We start from the raw sequence: 24,172 nt of genomic DNA on the forward strand, positions 1-24,172 counted from the left end.
AAAGCACTGTTCTGAAAAAAAGTAAAATGTATTCATTTTCAACTAATGCCATTCTATTGGCATCATACATCAATCCCAATTTGGCTATAGCAAAGGCGTGTTTTGTGAGCTTGTTGCCCCGCTGGTAGGAGCATCCCTCTCGTGCTCACAATAATTATCGGCCACTATATCCCTGAGAATAGTTTCAAAAATACATCGTTCTATTTATAGGAAAGTTTAGGGAAAGATGGTAGATTAGAGGTTGCAAATTTGGATTGATAAGTATTAGATAACTAAAGTTGATCGTATTGGCACACTGAGAGGGGAGATCTGATTACTCTTGGTGTTTGTAAACGTAAGTTGCAAAATAATTGAAAAAAAAGGAGTGAAATATGAAAAACTACAATAGTAAAAGCTCATTTAGTGTTAAATTAATTACAGTCGGAATTGTGATTGTGATGGGAATTGTTGTCTTCTCAATCTTGACTCTAAACGAAACATACGGAATAATAGGCGGAATTATTATTTCCATAATTATTTTAAGTGCTCTGATTTATTTTTACGCAAACTCACTTAGAAATATACTAATAGGAGAAAATTATCTAACTCTTAAAAAAAATATAGGAAAAATAGAAATACCTTTTTCTGATATTATCAAAATAGAAAAACTGGACTTTTCAAATTTATCAATGACTTACGGAAGTAAGGGTGTCTTTGGGTATGTTGGAAATACTATGGACGACTCAATAAGTATGGTAAATGACAGAAAAAATATGGTTCGAATTATAACAAATGATAAGAAATATACGATTAGCTCTGAAAGACCAAAAGATTTGATCAATGATATAAAGAATGTTTTACAACAGCGAGAATAAATTATGGCTTGGTCTGTGCCTACTTGGAAAATCCTCAACGCCCGAAAGCGTTGCAGGACGGATTTTCCAAATCCAGTTTTGATTTGGAGAGGCTCATGTCGAGACAGGCAACAGCTTATATAGACATTGGCAATTATTAAAATGAAGAAACCACAAAAAACACAAGTTTATAAATATCTGATTGAAATTGTCATAATTGTCATTGGTGTTTTAATTGCATTTTACTTAACAAGTTGGGGAAATGAAATTGAAAAAAGAAAGACTGAAAAAGAAATAATTTCGCAAATTTATTTTGAATTAGGAGACAATTTAGTTGACTTAAAAAATGATATTGAAATTCATAGAAACTCATTAAAAAGTCAATTAAAAATTCAAGAGTATTTAGATAATCAAGAAATCAGCAGCAATGATTCATTAATGATGGATTTTTATTGGGCGAGTAAAGATGAATATATTTTCCCGAACACATCTGCTTTTGAGAATTTGAAAAACACAGGAATTAGCATTATAAAAAATGACTCTTTAAAGAATTTAATAACTTTAGTTTATAACAATTACTTCCCAAGAATAACTAAAGAAAATAGTATGCATCCAGATATTAGTAACTATTTGAATCCATATTATAAAAAGAATTTCAAAATTAATAGAAATGAAAATATTAAATATGATTTGTATTTAGGAGATTCATTAAAAATCACATATCCAAGAAATTTCGGAGGAGGAATAAAGCAGATAATTGGCTATATTCCCATAAATAATGAAAAGTTGAAAAATGATGAAGAATTTAGATTTTTAATTTCCGAAATACTGTGGTTTAGAATATATAAAATAAATTATTATCAAATTTCGATTACGAATGTTCAAAATATAATGAAACTAATTGAGAATGAATATCCAAAAACTATTGCCAATACGACATATAAAAAATGAGCATTGAACAAAATACAAACATCTAAATTGATAAGAAACTAATAAGAATAGAAATGAAAAAAAACAATAGATTAGAAATCATCGCTACCATAGTTTTATTTATTGGAGTCATTTCGTTTCTATCGCAAAAATTCTTTTATATCGATATACTTAAAAACGCTTACGGTTTAGGCGATTTCTTTTTGGTAGTAGGTTCCCTGCTTTGGTCTCTAAATCTTTGGAAAAAAAGAAAAGAAGAAAAAGAAAATAAACAAAAAAATTGATGAAATTGTTCCCCAAACGTAATTGAAAAACCATTTTGCGGAATTCTTATTCAGACGAAAGCAATACTCCCCAGCCGGTGCGAACTTCCCGCTCGTGCCTTCATAAACCATCCAATTCATTTTATATTGAAGCAAACACCCTTGCTACAGCCTCAAAGCCATGTTTGTTGAGCAGTAATGCCAATTTATACGCTCATGTTTCTAAATTTACTATCTTGGTGATGAATACATCTTGTAATTACAGAACATACTTCAACATGAAAAAATACTTATTCTTTCTACTAATTGGATTAATCGCTTTAGGATGCTCAACAGATGATGATGCAACAGATGCTGTTTTTGTCCTATACAACCAAACGTACTGTAGTGATCCATGGGAGTCTATCGATGACAACAGAGAATTAGTTGACAAAATAAGTACCTACTTCGCGTCAGAAAATATTGCTATCTCCAATTTGAAAATTGATGACAAAGGAACACCAGAAGCCTGTTTCGGATGTGGTTGTTTAACCGGCAAGCGGATTATTTTAAAAGTGAATAAAAATGATTTAGATGCTATAATGGCCTACGGATTTCAAGAATATAAATAAAATAAAGTCATTTCAATCCCCTTTAAAAATAAGAAATGACAACAATGAACCGGCCTGAAAACCAGTAAAACCGGATTGATTCTAATCGTAAAGTATCTCTGTAGGCGCGTGTGTCTCGCTAATGCCACCAACAAACCATTCCATCCACCTTAAATTATAGCAAACATCCTCACCATCATTGCAATGCCATCTCAACATTGGAGCACTGCTATTTTATACATTCGTGTTTCGAAATTTATTATCTTAGTGAGGCTCAATTCGAATCTGTACTGTTTAAGCAAAAACGCTAAAGCTGCTGATATGCGATTATTAAAGTTGGCTATTAGTCCGATTTTGGGTTGGTATGAATAAGTTACGGCACATATAAAAACAGTGATTATGAAAATATTATATTTTATTCTACCGATTTTTTTCATAATAGCAAGTTGTTCCGTTAACGATCTTGATTTTGTTACTATCGAGGGCAAAGTCCAACGGGCGATAAATGGGAATGGAATAGCAAATCAATCAGTAAATGTAATGACAAGAAAATCTACCGGTTCTGGTATGTTCTCAACTACCAGAGTGTTGGACGAAAAAAAAGTTATAACAGATGAGAATGGAAAATTTTCAGTTAGGTTAGTCACTGATGCAGGTGCATTTATCACAGTAACATATCAAGGAGATGAAGATTATTATGGCTCGGGCATATATAGAAACTATTTTATGGATGAACCTCTGATTATAGAAACTGATAAGTTTGTTAAGTTTAAAATTCTTGTGAAAAACACGAATTCATTTGACGAAAATGATTTCATTAAAATTGATTTTTTTGCAGGACTTTCTAATGTAGTAAGAACTGGAATTGAAAATTTTGGTGTAGAAAATACATACCATCCAGCAGAACAGCTTCCAGGTGGTGGTGGTTTCAGTGCTTATGAGGAAACCTCCTGGACTGGAATGGATGTAAATTCGATTGTGTACTATAGTGTACGTGAAACATCTGAAGATTTTAAACTCCGATGGCAAATAAAAAAAAACGGCATCGAAACTGATGGTTTTACAGCTGATATTCCTTTCAATATCAACGAGATCAATCCCTTCTCGTTTGAGTATTAGAAAAAAATGAAATATCAGACACAACATACGTGCTGTAATATTGCATAAACACAATAGCGGATAAGTGCTTAGCCGAAAGTGATTTTATTAATTTAAGATCTGGTATAAATAAGTTAGCAACAAGCTTTAAAAAATCGACAGATGAAAAAACCTCATTTCATTATATTAATTCTTTTGACTTTTAGTATTAGCAAAGCACAATCTCATGAAATTGTATTTACGGTTAAAAACTTTGAATCGGAGTTCCTTAGATATGAACCCATTAAGAGGTACAATGTTTCTGACAAAGATTTTGAATGGGCTCAATTTGTTATTTCTGAAACCAAGAAATCAGTCAACGATAAAGAAGGACATTATAATGTTGCCCACTATTGGAATATTACCACCGCCTTCGACAAACTTGACGAAACGAAGGAGAATTTGAAATTAGTTTTTATTAAAATGGCCAATTCAGAAGGCGGTTGTAAATACGTGACATCTTTTAAGGACAAAATTAAATTTGACGACAAAATTCCTGAATTATACAATGAATATTACGTCTCTTGCAGTAATAAACCAGAGGCGAAAGAACTGGATATTGAACACTATATTAGAGATAATAAACTCAATACTTCTCTAGTTAAATTAATAAAGACAATTAATCTTAATGATGTAAAATACAGAGATTCTGACGAACAAACATATAGGACTAAACAACCTAATTTAGACAAAGTGAATCAAAAACTCATCGATTCATTATATAATGTCCACGAACAATATATTGGAAAAACTCTGGTTGGAAAGGAATTTGAATTTGTTATGTGGGCTGTAATTCAACATTCAAATCCTGAAATGATGGAGAAATATTTACCTATTGTTCATCAAGCAGTTAACCATAACGAATTAGACAAAACACCTCTTAAAATGTTAATCGACCGCTATTATGGATTAAAATACGGTTATCAAGTTTTTGGTTCACAAAGTGGATTTGGATTTGAAATGGCTGATGATGAAACTCGAAATAAAATAATTGCAAAATATGATTTAGATTAAAAGCCAGTTGACAACAAAGACGGGTATAATATATCTTGTTCTAGCTTGGCGCAATGGCAGTTGACCCTTAATAATGTCTGTAAAATCTAAGATTTGGCTGTAATATTGAAAGAGTCGTTCCAAATCAAAGATTGACTAAGCGACAATCCGAAAGTTATTCTAAATTTATACGCTACGTTCCAAGCATCCAACGTTGTAAACTATATGCCTTAATGAACGCTAAAACAAAACCTAATGAATAGAATAAAACCTTTTCTGATTTTCATTTTTCTAACGAATTTAATTTATGGTCAAGACGTGAAAATGACTACAGAATATTCATCTAAAAATCAAGATTTATCCGACTTGCTTAAATTTGAAAATATTGACTTCTATAAAGTGAAATTTACTGGAAAAAATATATCTGACAAGAATTTTGTGCTGATAGCCAAAGAAATGTGGGATGGAAAATTAAAAAGCACCGACACTATAATTGACACTTCAAAATATCCAAAAATGTCTGAATCTAAATCAGATACTTTAAGATTAAAAGTTATTGCCAAACGAACAGAAGAACCGAAATTGAAATTATGGTTTAGATTTCCAAAATTTGGAATAAACAAGAAGTATGATGCTATGATGTCTGACGACTACAGTTTAAGAGACACTGGAACTAATGAGACTATTAAATATGGAAAGAATTTTTATGCTTTTACATATATTCTACCCTATGAAAAAGACGGATTTAAGTTTTGGTGTGCAGTCGATGATAGCGGAAAAGACGTTGAGAATTGGGGAAAAGAATTTGGAATAAAACACTATGTGATATTCGAAATGAAATTTGATGAGTAAAAAACGCTTTATTTCCGCTGGCGCAAGCATTCCGCTGGTGACGTCACTATTATATTATACGCTCGTGTTTTGAAATTCGCTATCTTAGCAAGGCTCCTCGTGGTATTAAAACCTATTGGTAGGAATAAAACTATACTAAAAACAAATGATTGATAAAATTCTGAATATTAAGGAACTAAATTACGCATCAAGTTTGAACGGCGATAATTTAAAGCAAAAGATTGAAGACCTCTTTGAGCGACCTGCGATAAGCTTTTTTGGCAATTTCACCAGTCAGACTGAGTTTGCAGCCTATGATAAATTGTCGGTTATATCGTGGTACGTACCGAATTTCAAAAGGAAGTCGGCGTATTTAAAAGGAGAGATCTTAAAATCAGGAAAAGGGACACTGATAAAATTGAACATCAGACCCAATACCATGTTGTCCGTTGCTTCCATAGTTTCAGTATTGGTTGGCATCATTATTCTCATAGCAGCAGGATCAAGTACGCGCTTCTTAATTGTAGGATCCTTCTTTATTTTAGTGGGGATTTTATATTATTCGTTTGGTATCTTTTCAAGAAACCGACTCCGAACCAATTTTGAGAAGACTTTAGACTTACATAAGGTTTAAAAGGTAGTTGCATTGAGACCATTTAAAATTCTATTCTTACTATTTCTCCTGATCAGCCTAACCGCTTATGCACAACAATTAACATGTATTGATTTTAAGGAGGGAAGCTTCTACGTTCCAGCAGATGAAGAAATGCCTCTTTCCTATAAAATAATTAGAAAAGGTACAGAACAGATTGAAGTAGTTGATGACCCAAACAATATGTTAGGGCCAGACTTTAATAAAACTGCTTACGTGAAAATTGAATGGATTGACGCGTGCACTTCTCGGCTCAAATATGATGAAACGAAAATGGAATTGAGCGATTATCAAAAGCACATCAATGAAAACAATGGCTTTCTAACTGAAATGGTGAAGATTGAAGGGAATTGCTTTTATTTTAAATCGACGTTTAATGACCACGACCGGGTGGAGGAGATGACTGGCAAGATTTGTAAAGAATAAATACGACGCACCCCACAAATCTGCTGGCACAAGCTTCCCGCTCATGCCTTCCCAACCCTTTATATTTTAAATGATATCAACCACCTTCACTACAATAGCCACCTCAGTGTTTCCCAGCATCCATTCTTAACAGTAGGAGAGAAGCCATTGTCCATAATTGGCATATCCGTTATTGTGATGTGCAAAGCCATCTTTTGAGAGGCGAAATGCTATTTTGAAATTCTCTTCTGATATTTGCTATCTTAGCTGACACTCATTGTGTTAAAGCAGAATGGAAAAAGAAAAAAACATAGAAATACATGAGACAGCGTTTTTGACTTCAACGCTTCGTTCTTTAAATGAAGATCTGAGTCAAGACTATTTTGCAAAACTATGGCGCAACCCAAAATCTGATATATGGATTGAAAAATATCTCGATAGGGTTTCTTCCGAAGAAATCAATATCCATTGTTTAAGAAACAGATATTTTCTCGATACGATCAAAAAACTGGTTGATGATAACAACGTTGAAGTCCTGATAAACTTTGGATGTGGTTTCAGTATGTATCCGTTTTTATTGGACGAGCGATTGGTACATATAGAAATTGACAAACCGGAAATCATCGATTATAAAAAATCGAAACTAACGGATTGGCAAAACTCCGACACACTCCCCAAAAGAAACATTCATTTTATTGCCGTCGATTTTAGTGAGGATTACAAACACGATTTACTGACTCAAATATTCTCCATAAAAAACAACAAACCGTGCTTTATACTCATTGAAGGGGTATTATTTTTTTTGGACAGGGAGGAGACAGATAAGTTATTCGACTTTTTTGACACCATTCAAAAGCCGGGCGATTTTATTGGAAGTGTTTCTTTCCAGGATACTCTCAAGGAAAGCTTAGCATTTCGAAAATTACTGGACCTTCTGAATCAGATAGTTTCTAATACAAAAGAAAGCGATTATCAAACCATTGAAGATGACTATTACCGATCCCAGCCAGCTTATCAACTGATTGATCATCAAGACTATTTTAGCTTGTCAGCAAAATATGGGAACGTCATAAAGCTCAACAAAGAAGAGATTCTCAACGAAAACTTTTATCTGCTTAAAAAATCCAATTGATAATAAGAAAATATTATGGCTGATAAATTCAATAACAAATATCGGATACCGTCTGCCCGTTTACAATCGTGGGATTATGGTAACAGTGGATTGTATTTTATAACCATCTGTACCAAAAATCGCGAACATTATTTTGGTGACATCAGGAACGGCAAAATGAATTTATCGGAAATTGGTGACATTGTAAAATCAGAATGGATCAAAACATTTGATATGCGTCCGGATATGAATTTGGAAATGGATGAATACGTTGTTATGCCCAATCATTTTCATGCGATAATTGGCATTGGTGAAAACCGGTATAATATCACGGGTACAGACGCAATGCATCGTAGAGACGCAATGCATTGCGTCTCTACGAATACCGGGACGAATCAATTCGGCCCACAATCAAAAAATTTGGCATCGGTAATTCGTGGATTTAAAATTGGGGTGACCACAAATGCACGTAAAATAAATCCAGATTTCGCATGGCAATCCCGTTTTCACGATCACATCATCAGAAATGACAGGGCATTAAAAAACATCCAAAGGTATATCATCAACAATCCATTGCAATGGAAGACTGGCGAATTTCATGATTAGTGCAGTAGACATTCTAATAGCACTACTATCTCAATCTTGGGGAAATGCTCTTTTTTGATGCTATTTTGAAATATATTACCTTAGTGCCACTCCATTCGTATTCCTACTTTTATAAAAAAGCGCCAAAACGGCTTGTATCCACTGCTCATAGTTGGATAGGTGCTTGTTTTGGGCTGGTATAAATGCCTTATACCTGATAAAGTCAAAACATTATGAGAACACTATTGTGTACAATTAAAACGTTGTTATTTTCATTGTTTTTAATAGTTGCGGTTATTGGATGCAATACAAACACTAAGGATAAGGTACCTCCAAAAAAAACAGATCCATTAGCTTCTCAAAATGTAATTTCCGCTGAAATTGATTCTATTAATTCAGAGATCATAAATGGTGACTATGGACTCATTGATCGTTTTATGGTCATACAAAATGACACGTTATTGGCAGATTTTAAATATGTGCAGGATTATGAAACCATTGTTCAAAAGTATGATACCACCAATCGTCAATATAACTTCAATAGTACGGACTGGCATCCCTATTACAAACAAACTGAATTGCATACACTTCAGTCTGTCACTAAAAGTATGACCTCAATCCTGTTTGGTATTGCGTTGGATTTGAATAAGGATTATAATGTGACTACCAAGGTCATGCCTTTGTTCAAAGATTATCATATTGAATCTCAGGATAAACGAAGAGATAGTATCACCATTGGCGACTTGTTAACCATGCGAAGTGGTATAAAATGGAACGAGGAGACGGACCATAATGATATTACAAATGACTGTTTTAGGCTGGAATCAAGCGACAACTGGATAGCATATGTTTTGAGCAAGCCTATGGATACTGAACCAGGAACAAGTTTCGTTTACAATGGTGGTGGGACTGTTCTTTTAGGTAAAATCATTAGGACTATTACAGGCAAGCGAATTGACCTTTGGGCAGAGGAAAAGTTATTTGAGCCCCTTGGAATCACAGATTACTATTGGAAAGAAACGCCTGATGGGGAAATTGACACCGAAGGCGGATTATATCTTAAGGCTGAAGACTTGGCTAAAATTGGTTCGTTGCTTTTGAATAAAGGAAAGTGGAATGACCGTCAAATTGTATCTGAAAGTTGGGTTAAGAAATCGACAAGTCCCATAATCGAAGATGTGAATCCTGACAGCAATATCAAAAGAGGCTATGGTTATCAATGGTGGATTCCTCAACAATCTAATGGTAGAAGCTAAATATTTGCAGGAAATGGCTATGGCGGACAATATTTAATGATGGCGCCAGAATACAATTTAATAATCCTATTTAATGGCTGGAATATCAATAATAAACCAAAAAAGTCAACTTGGAGGGTTTTGCAAGACCGAATAATTCCAGCACTTAAGAATAAATAACTGGAATGGCGAAACGAACCTATTGGAAATTGGTGACATTTTGATATCAGTAGAGACGCAATGCATTATAAACGCAATGCATTAGAGACGCAAGGCATTGCGTCTCTAATCAGCTGGTTTGATGTTTTGGTTAAGGCGGAAGAAATTCTCAGGGTCATATTTTTTCTTTAGGCTGCGAAGTCTTTCAAAATTCACCCCATAACTTTCTTTTACACGGGCTTCATCATCTTGCATCGTAAAGTTGACATATCCGCCACCGCTACTATAAGGAATGACAGCATCGTAATATGCTTTGGACCAATTTCTTATTAAGTCAGCTTTATTCGGGTCGTCAGATACCCCAATGATTGCTTGAACCCATCTGATATCCCGATGCGCCCAAGCGGTTTCTTGTTGACCGACCTCATGGGCTTTGCCATCCACAGGATACAAATGCATCGTAGATCGGGGAGTGGGCAGATTAGAACCATAATTGATATTTTCGTCTATGCAAACATCGGTCAATTCATTAAGATAGTGCCCTTTCCAATACCATTGTAATCCCGGTGGGTAGAGCCAATCGAACATACTATTGAGCGCTGGTATTGCTATGTCACTTACAAAATCAAGGATTGGTGGTCCAAACTGTCTGATAGGTTCAAAGACTTCTTCTATTTTTTCTTTAGCTCCTGTATAACACCAAATAATGGCACAAACGTTCTTTTTTCGCAGGTGCTCAGGAAATGGTTCGGTGTCAGGTACATTCAAAAAAGCGAAAAAGCCATAAAGGTCATTTGAAGCGTCTTTTGTGTAGCGATCATAGAAGCGCATCAGGTCCTTTGCTTTTTCTATTGGCCAGAACATTGGCCCGGCATAAACATTCTTAATAGCAATCAAGCTGTAAGTAAATGATACGACAACACCAAAGTTACCACCGCCACCTCGCAAGGCCCAATACAAGTCAGGATTGCTATTTTCATTGGCCATGACAATGTCACCTGATGCTAAAACAACTTCAGCAGCTTTCAAATGGTCAATGGTCAATCCGGCCTTTCGGGTCAAAAACCCCAAACCTCCGCCAAGAGTCAATCCAGAAATTCCCGTATTCCCATTTACGCCGACGGGAACGGCCAAACCATGTTCGTGGGTAGCCTTATCGACATCTGCCAAGGTGTTTCCAGGTTCTACAATAGCAGTTCTTTCGTCTGGATTTATCTTTATCGATTTCATTTCTGAAAGGTCAATCACCAAACCGTTTTCAACCAAAGCAAGTCCGGCGCCGTTATGGCCACCTGCTTTTACTGAGACCTCCAGTCCATTATCTTTGGCAAAATGAATGGCCTTTGCTACATCATGCTTATTTTTACATTTGACAAAAAGGGCGGGTTTTTTATCAATCATTGCATTGTAGATGGTTTTTGACGCCTTATATTCCGAATCATTTGGTAAAATAATGCGACCCTGCAATTGACCTCTTAGTTTTTTGATTTCGATATCCATTGGTTTTACTTTTAGGTTGTTTTTGAGCTACTTCGTTTATCGGTGTGCTTAAGCCATCTACGGAGTCCAAGGGGAATGATGTTCGTGGACTATTTTCCATCCATTGACTGTTTTTACGAATAAAATGGAGGTTTGTTCATTGATAATTACTAAGTCCTCTCCAAACTTCAAATGAAAATCTGACTGAAAAGTCAAATTGGCAACATCACCATAAACGGCGACTTTTAAATCTTGTGTATCAAACTTTACCACTTCGGTTACGGCGCCAAATGCAGCCCGTTCGTAAGCTTCGTTGGCTGCACTACCAACTACTGCTGCTCCGTTTTTATATTCGGTAAACTTTGGGCTATACCCGTGAAAGGAAATAAGTTTATCCATATCCCCATCTCTCAAGGCCTGTTCAATGGCATCCCATGTTTCAATCACTTCTTGCTTCGCTTCAGGGTATTGCGTATTAATTAGGTCAATTGGAGCTCGGGGGTTGTTTTGATCGTCATCATTATTACATCCTAAGATAAATAACGCTGAAGCCATGAGTACAAAAATTTTGTGTTTAGTTTTCATAATGTTATGTTTTATTGATTAATAGCTGTTCAGAAAGCTATGCTGTGCTTATGAATTGCAGTTGTCATAACCTGCTAAAACAGTATTGTAAAACTAAACAGTTGTTAACAGCCAAGATGTAAGTATTGTTCCAAAACCTGAAACAAATTCGACACTCCATCCTTGTTAAGGCAGGTTTTGAAGCTAATTGAATTACGATTTGGCAATCAAAGTGGGGAGGACTTGAAATCTGTTCCGAAAGACCCTTGTAAAATAGGTCGGACTATTAAAACCTGAGTCATAGGCGACTTCTGAAACGGTTTTACCGCCTTCTTTCAAAGCTCTAATGGCATGAATTAACCGTAATTCAGAGAGCAACCTATTAGGCGGCACTCCGAATAAAGAGGAGATTTTACGATAGGTTTGAGACTTGCTGAGTCCTAACTGCTTGCTGAAAGCATCACAATTAAAAGCCGAATTATTGAGGTTCTTTACTAATACCTGATCTAAGTTTTGGATTTCAAGATAGGAGGCTGGGTTAATCACAGTAATTCCAGTAATATCTATTTTGGAACTATCCTTGTTCCTGAAAGCAGAGTGTTTAGTATCCAAGTCCATACATATTCTCAGTTGGAAACCGAGTCTTGATATAAGTTTGACCTTTCTCTTAGTTGCTTCGAATAAGTCCTTGCTATGCTCGTCCACTGGTTTTCCGGTAGCCATAGCAATACTAAATATCATGCTGCCATCTAAGGTTTCGAAGTATCTGGAAATTTCAATCGAACACGTTACAGCATCAAACGCATCAATAAAAGACGCCATGATCTTCTCGCTAGGCGCTTTGACAACACTTCCCTGGTGATTCTTAATGGAGTTTATGATCTTGGTGGTCAATGCCGGACTTTTGGTTAATTCCAAAAAATCCACCATCATAATAGTCCGATATCCACTATCAATTTCTCCGGATAAAGTCAAGGCCAAATCTTGCTCATTTTGATCCCCTTCACCCAGATAGGGAATAAATTCATTTTCACGTGAGACATGGATGACATTGCAAGCACCAATCCCGTGAGCGTCTTTATGACTCTCAATACAGGCCTCCTTATTAGGACTTTCCATTAAACAAAAGGCGGTTTTATGTTGTAGATTTAAATAATACCTCTTGTAAACCAAACCGTGTTTATTTTGAACTGCTATATCCCGTAAATGGGCCCTATATACATCTTCTTCGGTAATAGCATCAGAATCGATTTTATGAAAGTCCATGAATAATGGCATAAGGAAATAGTTTTAATGAGCTTATAACCACTAATATACAACTTTTGTCAGGAAAGTATTGCATAAAATAACAATGGATTTTGCTGTATAGGAGCGAGCATTTCACCCGTGTCAAAATATTCTCATGATCAGAGCAATACCAGTAGTTCAAACTATCATGTTTTAACAGTAGGAGAGGAACAACTGTCCATAAATGGTCTTATCCGTTATTGAGATAGTGTGAAGCCATCTTGGAGGGCGCAATGATATTTTTAAGCGCTTCTTTTGATATTTTGTTATCTTAGTTGACCCGAATTGGGAACGCGCATTATAAAGAATAAAAACATCGAAGAGGCTTAGTCCCACTACTGGTTTTATTGCCGAGTAGCTGGCCTCTGTTTGCCCGTGTCGGTCGGACGGGTTTTGAGGTTCTTGATTACATAAAAAGAATTGAGATCTTAATATATCCTATCTGAAAGACATTAAACACTAATGTTTGTAAACCTTATTTATCTTTAAGCTTAACTAAACGATTATTTTATCTAAACACCTTTTAATGTTCCCGACACTTCATAATTACCTCAGTCAAAAATCGTCACTTTCAGACACAGAAATCTCGCATGTTCTAAGTCATTTTGTTGTACAAAAAGCCAAACGAAAAGAGATTTTAATAGACTGTAACGCGGTCAGCAATCATTTTTATTTTATTGTCGAGGGCGCTGTAAGAATATATTCCATTAATTCTGAAGGGTTAGAACTTTCACGTTTTTTCGCTTTTGAAAACATCTTTTGTACCGCTTTGCCCAGTTTTATAGATCAGCAACCTACCAACGAATATTTACAAGCCATTGAACATTCGCGATTATTGGTCATCAATCGAAAAGATTTTTACAAATTGGTAGATGAGTATCACGAGTTTGAACGGATTTATAGAAAGATTCTCGAATTCAGCTTTATCAACAATCAGCAAAGAATATACAGTTATCAAGGCTACACAGCATTAGAACGGGTTCGGCTACTTATAAAAATGCAACCTCAATTTTTGCTACGGGTTTCAAACAAACTAGCTGCTTCTTATTTGGGGATGTCACCCTCCACATTGAGCAGAACAAAGCTCAAACTTTAAAACGTTGACCTATATCAATGTTTTTTAGGATTCTCTATATGATATTTGCACTAATAATAAGTAACTAAGAAAAATGTCAACTATCAAAACTATTAGTGTTGTATTTTATTTCGCATTATTCGGTCCATTAAGCGTGTGTGCTCAAAAAACAATAAAAACAAATAATACATTGGAAATGGAGTTTATTAAAGCCGCAAAAAATAACGACACCGAGAAGCTTCAACACTTTATAAAAGAAGGTGTTGCAATTAATGCCATGGATGCTCATAAGAGAACAGCCTTAATGGTGGCAACTTATGAGAACCATGTAAATGCATCCAAACTACTTATCGAAACCGGTGCTGATGTCAATGCACAAGATGATCGTTTGGAAAGTCCATTCCTTCATGCCGGTGCCAGAGGATATTTGGAGATTCTTAAGGCCTGTCTCGCTACAGGTAAAGTTGACCATATGGTATTGAACCGATACGGTGGCACAGCCTTGATTCCTGCCTGTGAAAGAGGGTATACAGAAGTTGTGCAGGAATTACTAAAAATAGAAGACTATCCCATAGACCATATTAATAATCTGACCTGGACGGCTTTAATGGAAGCCATTGTTCTGGGCAACGGGGGCAAAACACATACACAAATTGTTCAATTATTGGTAAATGCTGGCTGTGATGTTAACATTCCAGACAAAAACGGAATTAGTCCCCTTAAGCACGCAAAAAAAAGTGGCTATAAGGAGATTGTAGCTATTTTAGAAAAAGCCGGAGCCAAATAAAAATATAAAAGCTTATGAAAACACTCTATTTATTTCTAATTGGCAGTTTGCTTTTGACAGCCTGCAAAAAGGAACGAGAATCTCTAAAACTTGATATTCTTATCAAAGATGTTCATATCGTCAATACTAAAACTGGCGCTCTTATAAAAAATCAAAGCATAGGGATCAACGCCGACACCATTGCGAAAATAGCTCCCTTAGACCAGTCAATTAATTGGACGGCAGATAAAACTGTAATTGCTAAGGACAAATATGTGATTCCCGGTTTATGGGATATGCACATGCATTTTGGGGCGGACACCCTAATCAGCGAAAACAAAAACATGTTGTCCCTTTATTTGGCCAATGGTGTGACTACTATAAGGGATTGCGCCGCAGATATAAGTCCCAGTGTCTTAAAATGGCGTAAACAAATCGATAAAGGAGAACTTATAGGCCCAACCATCTTTACCTCAGGACCTAAAATAGAAGGAAAAAACTCTATCTGGCCGGGTGATATGGAAATTGAAAACGAGGAAGAATTGAGTACAGCTTTGGATTCCTTAGATAAACTTCAAGTAGATTTTGTGAAAATAACGGACAACGCCCTGTCGCCTGAACTGTTTTTGAAAAGTGTTGAAAAAGCCACCCAACGAGGTTATAAAACCTCTGGTCACATCCCTTTTGCATTGCCAATTAATGAGGTATCGAAAGCGGGCTTGACCACCATAGAGCATATGGGATATATGCTGAAAGCAGGCGCAGCCAATGAATTGGAGATTATTGAAAAATATAAAAAGGGAGAGCTAGATTATAGCACGGCAAGTGCTCTAATGAACCAAAGTTTTGACGAAACAACGGCCTTAAACAAATACCAACAACTGGCTGAAAATGGAACGGCCATCGTGCCCACTTTAATTGGCAATAGAATAATCTCCTATTGGAATGAAGATGACCATCGTGATGATCAAGAGTTGCAATACATAGGGCCAGGCATAATAAAAACGTACCAAGGACGTGTAAATAGAGCGAAAGAGGCATCGTCAGAGGCCATAGAAGCTCGGCAAAAGAATTACCAAAAACTCGTCAGTTTGATACCTACAATTAAAGCATCAGGGATGCTCATTATTGCTGGAACCGACGCTGGTTTTTTAAACTCTTATATTTATCCAGGCTTTGCTTTGCACGACGAGCTTGAAATTTATCAAAAAGCTGGTCTAACACCTTTGGAAGCGCTTCAAACTTCGGTTATCAACGGACCTAAATATTTTGGACTTTCCGATAAATACGGAAGTGTCACTGAGGGCAAAATAGCCGATTTGTTAATCCTGAACAGCAATCCTCTTGATGATATTAAGGCCACGAGAGCTATTGACTACCTAATAAAGAAAACAATGGTTTATGATAAGTCGCAATTGGACGCAATGCTACAAGATGTAAAAAATCTTTATAATTGAACAATAGCCTTCCCAGATTTATGAGGTAGTGACAGCTGAATTTTTAAGGTATGAATTAAATTAAATAGAAAAATTATGAAATTATTCCCATTAACATTAGGACTGATATTAACAAGTGCGATTGTATTTGGACAATCCCACAGTCAACAAAATAGGCTAACGAATCAAAATCAAGAGATTATGTCGAAAAACAACACAGCTTCGGATCCTGAATATACAGCAACAGACTTGAAGTTCTTACAACGATGCTTGAGTCTGGCAGAGGAAGCTTTGGATGCTGGCGATCAGCCATTCGGGTCTATTCTTGTCAATGCCGATAATGAAATTATAGCGGAAGCCAGAAACCGAGTCAATGAAAAAAATGTATTGGCGCATCCAGAAATTGAACTTGCCGTATGGGCCATGGAGAATTTAAGTCTTGAAGAGCGACGTCAAACCATAATGTACACCACAGGAGAACATTGTCCGATGTGTGCCGGAGCTCACGGTTGGGCAGAGATTGGTTCACTTTATTTTTTGCATTCAGCAAAACAATTGGGCACATGGTTAAGTGCTCTGGGTGTAGGTCCTGCACCTATTGAATTTATCCCTGCTGAAGACATCATGAAAAATGCAGTTATCAAAGGACCTGGAAAAGGCGAAATGCTTAAAGAGATCCAGCAAATGCACGAACGTTATTATCAAGATTAAACTTACAAATTACTATTTGAGATCAGTTCGTTCTATAAATAAAGGATTAAATAAGTCCTCTAAGGTACGAGCATTCTGCTCGTGCCTTAATCAAATTATCCTATTCCTTTTAATTCCCACCATTGGGTTTTAATACCCCGAGGTCTTTGATTTGTAGTAATCGCTATCGTTACAATGTCAACACCAATGGTTAGGAGCCTATTTTCCATAATTATCATATCCGTAATTGATATGTATGAACCTGCTTTTAGGGCGATCTAACACTGTTTTACACGATAGTTTTCTGAAATTTACTATCTTGGTTAATTCCCAATGCGTATCTGTACTGGTCATCACTAAAATATCAAAGCTGTTTTTATCCTGTGCATACCATGGCATAAAGCTAAGTTTTTGACTGGTACAAATAAGTTATAACCAATTAAAACCAAGAGTCTCGGGAAAATAAAAATATTTAAAACAGAAAGAAACTTGAAATTTATAGGTCAAAATAAGGAGTATATAGAACTAGTTGAGATTAATAAATCGAATGCAAACCTACTTAACGATACCAAAGAAAGTGAGTTATCACTGATTTGGTTTAAAGCAGATAACAATAAAGTGACTATTGATGCGGTTGATTATGTTTTCAACACCAATGATATCATCAGTCTGACCGAATTTCATACCATCAATGCAGAAAGCCTACAAGAGGCCACTTTCATTAAATGGAATAGGTCCTTTTACTGTGTGGTGGATCACGATAGTGAAGTAGGTTGCAAAGGCATATTATATTACGGCGCTTCTACGGTTCCTATTATAAGTCTTGATGAAAAGCACGTTGATATTTTAACCACCTTGTTTAAGATGTTATATATTGAAATGGAATCGAGAGATAATTTGCAATTGGAAATGCTGCAGATGATGCTCAAACGCCTTCTCATTTTATGTACACGTATTTACAAAGACCAAAACTTGGTGTCTAATTTGAGAACACAAAGTATTGATACCATTAGGGAGTATAATTATCTGGTAGAACAACACTTTAAAACAAAGCATACGGTAAAGGCCTATGCTGATCTGTTATTTAAATCTCCAAAAACACTATCTAATCTATTTAAAAAATACGGTGATACAACACCGCAACAATTTATTCAAAATAGGTTGATGCTTGAAGCAAGACGAATGTTGACCTATACCGAAAAACCTATTTCTGAAATAGGTTTTGAACTGGGATTTTCAGACTTACAAAGTTTTAGTCGTTTTTTCAGCACACAAGAAGGCCATTCTCCACAAAAATTCCGAAACAGGGAAGTATTGCCAACAAAGTAGGTAGTATTGATTAGCTCCCAAACGCCCTTCCACATTACCTTTGTACTGTAAGAAATTAATAACTTTTAAAACAGTATAAAATGAAAGATGTCACTAAGATTACCGTCCCAAGTAGAACAGATGTTAACGAAAAGAGTCAACAGATTTTTGATCAAATGGAGTCTCAATTAGGAATGGTTCCTAATTTATATGCCACCATTGGCTATTCCAGCAATGCCTTGGAAAACTTCTTATCCTTTTCAGGAAATGCAGGAAAAGGCAGTTTCACAAATAAAGAAATAGAAGCGATTAAGCTTGCCGTTTCTCAAGCTAATGGCTGTGTTTATTGTCAATCGGCCCATTCGGCTATTGCTAAATCCCACGGATTTTCGGACGAAGAAACCGTCCAGTTAAGAAACGCCACCATTGCAGACCCAAAGTTAAAAGTGCTTACCACCATGGCGAAACAAGTGGCTGAGAAAGCAGGATATATTGATGCTGATGTGAGAGAAGCTTTTTTCGATCAAGACTATGATGCAAAGGCTATGATGGACTTCCTTGCTGTAGTAACCGCCATTACTTTTACAAATTATGCCTATGCGCTTACTAAAGTTGATGTTGATTTCCCTTTGGTAACCAACTAAAAATATAGGCCCTATAATATATTGCATAAACACAAAACTTGAATTAACATCCAGGATAAGTAGAATAACGGCTCCTTGTAGAAAAGAGCCGTTATTATTTTAAATGAGAAATAAATGTTAAACGCTTTCTTGTTTCTAAACGCTTGTTTAGTTTTGCACTATAATTAGAACTAATGGCAAGAAAAAAGGAATATAATGAAGAGGAGGTCGTCGAAAAAGCAATGGAGCTATTTTGGCGCAATGGTTATGAAAACACCTCCATGCAAATGCTCGAAAAGGAAATGGGGATTAATAAGTTTTCCATTTATTCGAGTTTTGGCAGTAAGAATGGCTTATTTCTGGAAAGTCTTAAATGCTACAAGCAAAGGCTATCAACTTTGATGAGCAAGTTGGAGAACTCCTCCGACGGACTACTAAGCATCAAACACTACTTTTATGATTTTCTCGAGTTTTCGAAGGACAATGAACTTAGCAAAGGATGTTTGGTTACGAATGCAGCTAACGAATTGGGTGAAACTCCAGATGTAGAAATTCAAGAAGCTTTAGTCCAGTTTACCAATGGCGTTAAACAATTGTTTACCACTATTTTAAAACAAGATTCCGAGAAAAATGAATTAATAGTTGAAGCACAAGCCGACTATTTACTTATTGCTATGTATGGTCTTTCATCAGCAAGTAGAGTATTCACTGCAATCCAATTAGAAAACTATATAGAACATACATTTAAGAATCTCTAATATTTTTTTATCCCAAAACTAAACGAGTGTTTAGTTATTTTTTAACAATTAAAAATTCACAATTATGACAAGTTTAAAAATTCACAACATAGAAACTGCTCCAACTGAAAGCAAAACATTATTAGAACAATCTCAAAAAGCAAACGGTATGATCCCAGGATTGCACGGTGTATTGGCTGGATCACCAGGTATTCTTGAGGCCTACCAAGCCCTACATAAATTGTTCATTGATTCTTCTTTTAACAATGAAGAATTGACTGTGGTATGGCAAACGATAAACGTAGAACATGCCTGTCACTATTGCGTTCCAGCACATACAGGAATCGCGAAAATGATGAAGGTTGATGATGCTATTACGGACGCCTTACGGAATGGAACACCACTTAAAAATGCGAAATTAGAAGCATTACGAACCTTGACATTAACTATTGTTCGCAATAGAGGACATGTGACCCAAAAAGACTTAGAGGCGTTTTATGCTGTTGGTTATGGCGAAAGACAGGTCTTGGAAATCATATTAGGCTTGTCTCAAAAAATAATCAGTAACTATACCAACCATATTGCAAATACACCTGTAGATGCGCCTTTCCAAAAATATGCCTGGTCTAAGGACGATGTGGTTTCCAAATAATACTAACACTTGCTTTAAGTCTTCCGCTTCGTTGTGGAAGGCTCAGCAATCAACAAATACACAACAATGAAAGAGAAATTAAAAATAGATATCGTTTCAGATGTGGTTTGCCCTTGGTGCACCATAGGCTACAAACGTTTAGAAAAAGCCATTAACGAACTTGGCATTCAGGATCAAGTGGAAATTGAGTGGCAACCTTTTGAGTTAAATCCGAATATGCCTGCCGAGGGTCAAAATCTAAGGGAACATATTGCAGAAAAATATGGGTCTACTTTAGAGCAACAAAAGGCCTCACAACAAAACATGGCCGAAGCGGGAGCAGCGCTCGGTTTTACATTCGACTATTTTGATGACATGCGCATGGCCAATACTTTTGATGCCCACGTATTATTAGACTATGCCAAAGCTTTTGGTAAGCAAACCGAATTAAAAATGGGCCTCACAAAAGCCTTTTTTAGCGACCGGAAGGATGTGTCAAAAAGAGAGGTTCTCAAGGAAGTATTATTGGAGGTTGGTTTAAATGCTGAAGAAGCTTTCACAAAAATAGACGATGCCAAGGTGCGGAACGAAGTCAAAAGCCAGGAAGCTTATTGGCAAAGTGTAGGAGTCAACTCTGTACCAACTATTGTGTTTAACAGAAAAAGTGCGATTACCGGTGCTCAACCTGTAGAGGTGTTTAAGCAAGTGTTAACTGAGATTCTTGAATCTTCAAAACAGGGCAGTTAGTCCTTCGATTTTTAAATTGAATGTCAAGACAACAAAATGAAGAACAACAGAAGGAAATTTATTAAAAACTTGGGCATTTTGGGAACAACGGGACTTATGATGCCCAATATTATTCTCGGAAATACTCAAGAAAATCAAAACTATATGTTAGAAAAATCACGACCAAAAGTTTTATTCTTTGATGTGAATGAAACACTTTTAGACCTCACTGAAATGAAAACCGTAGTAGGTGAAGCATTAAACGGAAGGGAAGACTTGTTGTCCTTATGGTTTACGACGATGCTACAATACTCTTTAGTGACCACTGCGAGCGGACAGTATGAACATTTTGGCAACATAGGCGCCGCGGCATTACAAATGGTGGCAGCAAATAACGGAATCACCATTTCAGAAAAAGAAGCGCGCCAAACCATATTAAAGTCGCTCAGAGCCTTACCGGCACATCCGGAAGTTAAAGCTGCATTGACGTCGTTAAAAGAAGCAGGTTATAAATTGGTGTCTTTTACTAATTCCTCCAATGAAGGCGTTAAAAACCAGTTCGAGCATGCGGGATTGACTAAATACTTTGACGACATGTTAAGTGTTGAAGAGATTGGGAAATTCAAGCCGTTTTCTGACACTTACGCCTGGGCTGCTCGTAAAATGGAAGTAAAGCCTGAAGAATGTATGCTTGTAGCCGCTCACGGATGGGACGTTGCAGGTGCACTATGGGCGGGATGGCGCGCTGCATTTATTGGCAGACCAGGACAGCAAGAATTTCCTCTGGCACCGAAATCAGAAATAGTAGAATCAGACATAAAAAAGGTTGCAGATATCCTGTTAATTTATAAATAAAACCACTATTCATTAAATAAAAAACATCATGAAAATTTCATTATTAGCTATCATCTTAAATTTATTCTTACTGTCTTGTGGCGATAACAAAAAAACAGTTGACACTAACAGCACAAGCACATCACAAGAAGAAACCGTGCCAAAGTTTCAAAATAAAGGCCATGAACTGGTCTATACCATGGCACATAAAGTAGGCGATTACAATCAACTTCTTGCCAAAAAAGATGTGGTTTACACCTATACCTATCAAACTCCAGATGGCAAAAAGGATGTGGTTACAGAAAAATATCTATTTAACGGAGAGTTGTCCTATGGCGCTTATAACATTCATGAAAGAACTTTTCCTCAACTTGAAGGCTTGGTTGAACAAGGCTACGACGGCCATGAGTTTTGGCTAAAGCACAATGAAGATGTCTTAAGCGATGACGCTCTTTTAAAAGGCGTGAAGTTCAATCGGCCAACTAATTTCTATTGGTTTACCATGATGCCCAAACTGTTGGATGAGGGCTTGAAGTATGAGTATTTAGATGAACGCTTAGTCAATAACATTGCCTACGATATTGTCAATGTCACTTTTGATGACTCAGAAAAGGAAGCTACCGATACCTATCAGCTATTCATCAACAAAAACACTTCCATAGTGGATCAATTTTTATTCACCGTAGCCGATTTTAATGTTATGGAGCAACCTTATTTGATGGTTCTCGAATACGAAAATGTTGATGGGATGTTGTTGCCATCAAAAAGAAAATATAAGAAATCCACTTGGGATGCTGAAGTGCTTGACGGTCCATGGATTGAGGTGACTTGGTCTAGTATTACATTCGACAATGGCTTAACTAAGGACGATTTCAAAAAATAGAATTATAAAAGCAGCCATGGAAATATCAGAAGTAGACCTAAAAAAGATCGCCAAAGAGTGCTTCGAAAATGTTTTTCGAACCGATACGGAGCACCCTGGCTTTGCACATATTGACTTAGGAAAAGATATAGACTCCTCTGAACTGAGATCTATTATGGTAGCCCTAAAGAATGAGCTATCTCACCATACTTCAAAGGCGTTTAATAAAAAGTTGGCCTATCATTGGCTTGTACGTTTTGATCAGCAAGTGAACACGCCGTATCATGTCGATAATGCAGGTGATCAATCATTTTTAATGTTAGGCTACGAGCCGAGCAATATAAAAAGTGAGCTGTATTTAGCTGACTATTATAAATTTGCACAGGAAAGTGACGATGCCCCAAAAGAATATCTTGAAAACTTCTCGCCTGTATTTAAGGATGACGAAAGGTTGCTCTCATCCTTTATCACCAAGATAGAACCTTTTAAAAAAGATACTTATAACATTGTATTGATCAATAATAGTAATCCAACAATAGAACGAGAAACCTTAGGTGTTTTTCATAAGGCAACCATGCTTAACCCAGATCCAAATAAGCGTAGAATAGTCAACTCAATGCTCATAAATATGGTGCATAGAGACTTCATTGATGAAGATGAAAATAGCGAAGCGGCATTCATGAAAACTGATGTGGTCAGTAAATAAATTTTCGAGAACAAAGGTCCGATTTAGAAGCCCTTAAAGTCAAAAACCTTGACTGTCGGGCTTCTATTTAGTTTTTTTTAGCTAAATTAGATACTCCGATTTTTGCAACATTTATATTCCTAAGCCATGGCCAATCATCAACGAAAATACATTAAACGATTAAAATCACAGGAACGATGTTTACAATAGAAGCAATTGAATTGGCGCATAGCAAAATTAAATCAGGAGCAGACTTTCCAAAATACATCAAGGAAATTAAAGGCATTGGCGTCACTGCATTTGAAACTTGGGTAGCTGACAGTCATACCAATTATTATGGCGAAAATGGATTTCATACAACTTCCAAACCGCAATATGATGTTTTGACCATAGCCAACAAGAGTAACAAAGAAAGGTTCAGTCACTACTTAAAAAACCATCAACAAGGGGAGACAGACTATTTTACATTTTGTAAACATTGCGCTGAAACGGGAATTGAAAAGTGGGTTGTGAATCTCGATCAAATGACTTGTACCTATTATGACCAGGCTGAAAACAAAGTATTAATTGAAAATGTACCGAGAGTTTAAAAACAACGTACTACCAGCAGTGGCGGAATGTTCTTCATTGAGGAAAGTGAAACCATAGTAGCCAAAGACCTAACCTCATAAGGAGTTGGAATGGTATTAGAGTTTCGATTGAATTAAAATCATTTTTATAACAGCATACGAACAATTTCAAGACC

At 36.2% G+C, this 24,172-nt stretch carries 29 protein-coding genes; 25 read left to right on the forward strand and 4 right to left on the reverse strand.

Translation table 11 applies throughout. The annotated features are described in order from the left end of the window. Positions 1–371: 371 nt before the first annotated feature. The 12 genes from J4051_RS17210 (at position 372) to J4051_RS17265 (ending at position 9,586) form a co-directional block, all read left to right on the forward strand. On the forward strand, positions 372–854 hold the full coding sequence (locus J4051_RS17210; RefSeq protein WP_208235120.1) for a PH domain-containing protein: 483 nt from the start codon (positions 372–374) through the stop codon (positions 852–854). A 141-nt stretch (positions 855–995) separates the two neighbouring features. After that, positions 996–1,784 carry a hypothetical protein gene (locus tag J4051_RS17215; RefSeq protein ID WP_208235121.1) on the forward strand — a complete coding sequence of 263 codons (789 nt, stop codon included), beginning with the start codon at positions 996–998 and terminating at the stop codon, positions 1,782–1,784. 53 nt (positions 1,785–1,837) lie between these two features. Further along, complete coding sequence (locus J4051_RS17220; protein ID WP_208235122.1) at positions 1,838–2,047, forward strand: hypothetical protein; 210 nt, start codon at positions 1,838–1,840, stop codon at positions 2,045–2,047. Positions 2,048–2,304: 257 nt separating this feature from the next. Continuing rightward, a complete protein-coding gene (locus J4051_RS17225; RefSeq protein WP_208235123.1) occupies positions 2,305–2,637 on the forward strand; it encodes a hypothetical protein in 333 nt (110 codons plus the stop codon). Positions 2,638–3,015: 378 nt separating this feature from the next. Continuing rightward, positions 3,016–3,735, forward strand: a complete 720-nt coding sequence (locus J4051_RS17230) for an Ig-like domain-containing protein (RefSeq protein WP_208235124.1) — start codon at positions 3,016–3,018, stop codon at positions 3,733–3,735. Between the two features lie 141 nt (positions 3,736–3,876). Continuing rightward, positions 3,877–4,767 (forward strand): hypothetical protein, encoded by an 891-nt coding sequence (locus tag J4051_RS17235; RefSeq protein WP_208235125.1) that lies wholly within the window; start codon positions 3,877–3,879, stop codon positions 4,765–4,767. A 234-nt stretch (positions 4,768–5,001) separates the two neighbouring features. Beyond that, positions 5,002–5,598, forward strand: a complete 597-nt coding sequence (locus tag J4051_RS17240) for a hypothetical protein (RefSeq protein WP_208235126.1) — start codon at positions 5,002–5,004, stop codon at positions 5,596–5,598. A 145-nt stretch (positions 5,599–5,743) separates the two neighbouring features. Next, positions 5,744–6,211, forward strand: a complete 468-nt coding sequence (locus J4051_RS17245; protein WP_208235127.1) for a hypothetical protein — start codon at positions 5,744–5,746, stop codon at positions 6,209–6,211. Between the two features lie 12 nt (positions 6,212–6,223). After that, positions 6,224–6,655, forward strand: a complete 432-nt coding sequence (locus tag J4051_RS17250) for a hypothetical protein (protein WP_208235128.1) — start codon at positions 6,224–6,226, stop codon at positions 6,653–6,655. Between the two features lie 271 nt (positions 6,656–6,926). Continuing rightward, positions 6,927–7,766 carry a class I SAM-dependent methyltransferase gene (locus J4051_RS17255; protein WP_208235129.1) on the forward strand — a complete coding sequence of 280 codons (840 nt, stop codon included), beginning with the start codon at positions 6,927–6,929 and terminating at the stop codon, positions 7,764–7,766. A gap of 15 nt (positions 7,767–7,781) precedes the next feature. Then, positions 7,782–8,351 carry a transposase gene (locus J4051_RS17260; protein ID WP_208235130.1) on the forward strand — a complete coding sequence of 190 codons (570 nt, stop codon included), beginning with the start codon at positions 7,782–7,784 and terminating at the stop codon, positions 8,349–8,351. Between the two features lie 212 nt (positions 8,352–8,563). After that, positions 8,564–9,586 (forward strand): serine hydrolase domain-containing protein, encoded by a 1,023-nt coding sequence (locus J4051_RS17265; RefSeq protein WP_208235131.1) that lies wholly within the window; start codon positions 8,564–8,566, stop codon positions 9,584–9,586. A gap of 264 nt (positions 9,587–9,850) precedes the next feature. Here J4051_RS17265 and J4051_RS17270 read toward each other — a convergent pair whose 3' ends face one another. From J4051_RS17270 to J4051_RS17280, 3 genes are all read right to left on the reverse strand, one after another. Further along, entirely contained in the window at positions 9,851–11,224 is a 1,374-nt protein-coding gene (locus J4051_RS17270; protein WP_208235132.1) for an FAD-binding oxidoreductase, read from the reverse strand. Between the two features lie 57 nt (positions 11,225–11,281). Continuing rightward, positions 11,282–11,788, reverse strand: a complete 507-nt coding sequence (locus J4051_RS17275; protein ID WP_208235133.1) for a YybH family protein — start codon at positions 11,786–11,788, stop codon at positions 11,282–11,284. Positions 11,789–11,980: 192 nt separating this feature from the next. Then, a complete protein-coding gene (locus tag J4051_RS17280; protein WP_208235134.1) occupies positions 11,981–13,045 on the reverse strand; it encodes a nickel-binding protein in 1,065 nt (354 codons plus the stop codon). 535 nt (positions 13,046–13,580) lie between these two features. On the opposite strand from J4051_RS17280, the gene J4051_RS17285 reads away from it, so the two are divergent. The 4 genes from J4051_RS17285 to J4051_RS17300 all read left to right on the forward strand — a co-directional run bounded on the left by J4051_RS17285 (position 13,581) and on the right by J4051_RS17300 (position 17,042). Continuing rightward, positions 13,581–14,150, forward strand: coding sequence for a Crp/Fnr family transcriptional regulator (locus tag J4051_RS17285; RefSeq protein WP_208235135.1), 570 nt, complete (start codon positions 13,581–13,583; stop codon positions 14,148–14,150). A gap of 175 nt (positions 14,151–14,325) precedes the next feature. Then, on the forward strand, positions 14,326–14,916 hold the full coding sequence (locus tag J4051_RS17290; protein WP_208235136.1) for an ankyrin repeat domain-containing protein: 591 nt from the start codon (positions 14,326–14,328) through the stop codon (positions 14,914–14,916). 14 nt (positions 14,917–14,930) lie between these two features. Beyond that, positions 14,931–16,352 carry an amidohydrolase family protein gene (locus J4051_RS17295; protein ID WP_208235137.1) on the forward strand — a complete coding sequence of 474 codons (1,422 nt, stop codon included), beginning with the start codon at positions 14,931–14,933 and terminating at the stop codon, positions 16,350–16,352. Between the two features lie 180 nt (positions 16,353–16,532). Next, on the forward strand, positions 16,533–17,042 hold the full coding sequence (locus tag J4051_RS17300) for a nucleoside deaminase (RefSeq protein ID WP_236027575.1): 510 nt from the start codon (positions 16,533–16,535) through the stop codon (positions 17,040–17,042). A gap of 198 nt (positions 17,043–17,240) precedes the next feature. Here J4051_RS17300 and J4051_RS17305 read toward each other — a convergent pair whose 3' ends face one another. Beyond that, on the reverse strand, positions 17,241–17,420 hold the full coding sequence (locus tag J4051_RS17305) for a hypothetical protein (protein WP_208235139.1): 180 nt from the start codon (positions 17,418–17,420) through the stop codon (positions 17,241–17,243). 90 nt (positions 17,421–17,510) lie between these two features. Here J4051_RS17305 and J4051_RS17310 point away from each other — a divergent pair, with 90 nt between their 5' ends. The 9 genes from J4051_RS17310 (at position 17,511) to J4051_RS17350 (ending at position 24,017) form a co-directional block, all read left to right on the forward strand. Next, positions 17,511–18,350 carry a helix-turn-helix domain-containing protein gene (locus J4051_RS17310; protein WP_208235140.1) on the forward strand — a complete coding sequence of 280 codons (840 nt, stop codon included), beginning with the start codon at positions 17,511–17,513 and terminating at the stop codon, positions 18,348–18,350. 80 nt (positions 18,351–18,430) lie between these two features. Further along, a complete protein-coding gene (locus J4051_RS17315) occupies positions 18,431–18,973 on the forward strand; it encodes a carboxymuconolactone decarboxylase family protein (RefSeq protein ID WP_208235141.1) in 543 nt (180 codons plus the stop codon). A gap of 173 nt (positions 18,974–19,146) precedes the next feature. Continuing rightward, positions 19,147–19,710 carry a TetR/AcrR family transcriptional regulator gene (locus J4051_RS17320; protein ID WP_208235142.1) on the forward strand — a complete coding sequence of 188 codons (564 nt, stop codon included), beginning with the start codon at positions 19,147–19,149 and terminating at the stop codon, positions 19,708–19,710. Between the two features lie 64 nt (positions 19,711–19,774). Beyond that, positions 19,775–20,341, forward strand: coding sequence for a carboxymuconolactone decarboxylase family protein (locus tag J4051_RS17325; protein WP_208235143.1), 567 nt, complete (start codon positions 19,775–19,777; stop codon positions 20,339–20,341). Positions 20,342–20,407: 66 nt separating this feature from the next. Then, on the forward strand, positions 20,408–21,067 hold the full coding sequence (locus J4051_RS17330) for a DsbA family oxidoreductase (RefSeq protein WP_208235144.1): 660 nt from the start codon (positions 20,408–20,410) through the stop codon (positions 21,065–21,067). Between the two features lie 36 nt (positions 21,068–21,103). Continuing rightward, positions 21,104–21,901: a haloacid dehalogenase type II gene (locus tag J4051_RS17335; protein ID WP_208235145.1), complete on the forward strand. Its 798-nt coding sequence runs from the start codon at positions 21,104–21,106 to the stop codon at positions 21,899–21,901. A 28-nt stretch (positions 21,902–21,929) separates the two neighbouring features. Further along, positions 21,930–22,763, forward strand: coding sequence for a hypothetical protein (locus tag J4051_RS17340; RefSeq protein ID WP_208235146.1), 834 nt, complete (start codon positions 21,930–21,932; stop codon positions 22,761–22,763). 16 nt (positions 22,764–22,779) lie between these two features. Continuing rightward, the gene (locus J4051_RS17345) at positions 22,780–23,448 is read left to right on the forward strand and encodes a hypothetical protein (RefSeq protein ID WP_208235147.1); all 669 of its coding nucleotides are present in this window, start codon (positions 22,780–22,782) and stop codon (positions 23,446–23,448) included. 176 nt (positions 23,449–23,624) lie between these two features. Continuing rightward, complete coding sequence (locus J4051_RS17350) at positions 23,625–24,017, forward strand: DUF1398 domain-containing protein (protein ID WP_208235148.1); 393 nt, start codon at positions 23,625–23,627, stop codon at positions 24,015–24,017. Positions 24,018–24,172: the final 155 nt, after the last annotated feature.

This window comes from Gelidibacter pelagius (assembly GCF_017581925.1).
Classification (GTDB): Bacteria; Bacteroidota; Bacteroidia; order Flavobacteriales; family Flavobacteriaceae; genus Gelidibacter; species Gelidibacter pelagius.